At 21.8% G+C, this 1,694-nt stretch carries 2 protein-coding genes; both read right to left on the bottom strand.

The annotated features are described in order from the left end of the window. On the bottom strand, nt 1-1,481 hold a 1,481-nt coding region (locus tag C6B38_RS03190), incomplete at its 3' end, for a type IV secretory system conjugative DNA transfer family protein (protein WP_146693287.1). Between the two features lie 4 nt (nt 1,482-1,485). Continuing rightward, nucleotides 1,486-1,694: hypothetical protein (locus C6B38_RS09790; RefSeq protein WP_162475836.1), on the bottom strand; the 209-nt coding region annotated here is incomplete at its 5' end.

The following is a 1,694-nucleotide window of genomic DNA, read 5'->3' as shown; positions in this document are numbered from 1 at the left end:
CCATAATTTAATTTTAATTGGTTGATATCTTGTAAAATAAATTGAAAAAATATGTTTCTGCTGCGCGAAATACTAACTCATTTTTCAATGTTGTTTATTTTTGTTAAATTAGCAAATTCATCTAAAATAAAATATACTGGTTTTTCTAGTTTTTGTTCAATTATTTTACTTGCTTTATTTGTTAAAAATTGATAAATTTGACTAATTAATATTGCTATTAATTTATAGTAATTATCATTTTCATCACTAAATATGATGTATAAAACTGTTGGATATTCGATAAAATCATTGTAATTAATATCATTTTGGGATGTTAAATTACGAATAAAATCATTGTTAAATATTTCTAAACTTTTTGCAACAGTCATTAAAATAGCATCTAGTGTTCGATTTTCTTTACTATCAACTAAAACTTGGCTTGCAGTTATTTTGGCAATGCTGGTATTTTTTCGATTATTAAGTCATTCAACTAGAACTTTTTTAATACTAGCAATGGCAACAACAGAAGCCATATTAAATTTGTTGAAAAATAATTCTTTTTTTAAAATTTCTTCTATTTCTGTTGTTAAATTATTTTTGCTTATTTTATCTTCATAATCTTCTAATATTGCCAAAATAATTCCTTGAATAATCATACTTGCTGAATTATTTCAAAATTCATCTTCAATATTTTTGTCAATTAACATATGACTAAGTGATCTAATTTTATCTTGATATTTTATTTTTCATCTCATTTTTTCTTTTTTGTTATTTGTCATTATCATTTTAATAAAGTCGTCATAAATTAGTTTTAATGGATTTCAAGTATTTCCTTTCTCTAAATTACGAAAATCAATAACTTTTATTTTATAACTATTTTCTGATAAAAACCCACTACTAGTTAAATTATATAATTCTTCCTTGGGGTCGGTTATGATCATAGTTGGTTTAGCAGTTGATTTTCCATTTAAATAAATTGTTGGTAATACTATGCCTTGTGTTTTTCCGCTTGCTGTTGAGCCAACAATAACACTATGAATATTTTTTTTTAAATTAAACAATAAATCTTTTTTGTTTTTATTACAATTAAAAATAAAACCTGTATTTTTATAATTATCTTTGATATTTACTTTTTCACTAATATCATCAATTTCTTTTATACTTAATCATTTACTATCCCCAAAATTTATTTTATCTGTTGTTTTAATTGCAGTTTCTTTACTCTTCACTTTACTAAATAAAACAAAATAAAAAAACCAGCAATAAAACGCTAAACTTAATCCAACTGTTACTAATAATCCGTATTTACTTTTAATTATATAATTTCATCATGATAATATTTGAAATTGCTTAATTTCATTGATAAATATTGTAATTTCTTTTCAATTAATAAAAATTGAATAACCTATTCCAAATAATGTTAAACAAAAAATAAAAATGATTGGAACAAAACATAAACCAATCAATAAACTTATTTTTTTCTTTTTAATTTTATTTCACATATTTTTATAACTCTCTTTCTAGACTTCTCACCAAATCATATCCTTTTTGCATAATCGGATTGATTTTAAAAACCATTTCATTAAATTCTTGTTCAATTAAACTCATATTTTTAAAATCTGATTCTTTTGCACTAGGAATGGTCGTGATAATTTTGTAATATTTCATTTTTTCTGCTAAATCTAAATATTTAGTTAATTGGTTTATTTCATAAT

This window comes from Spiroplasma sp. ChiS (genome assembly GCF_002968355.1).
GTDB classification, from domain to species: Bacteria; Bacillota_I; Bacilli_A; order Mycoplasmatales; family Mycoplasmataceae; genus Spiroplasma; species Spiroplasma citri.
This window is presented reverse-complemented; position numbering and strand designations above follow the sequence as displayed.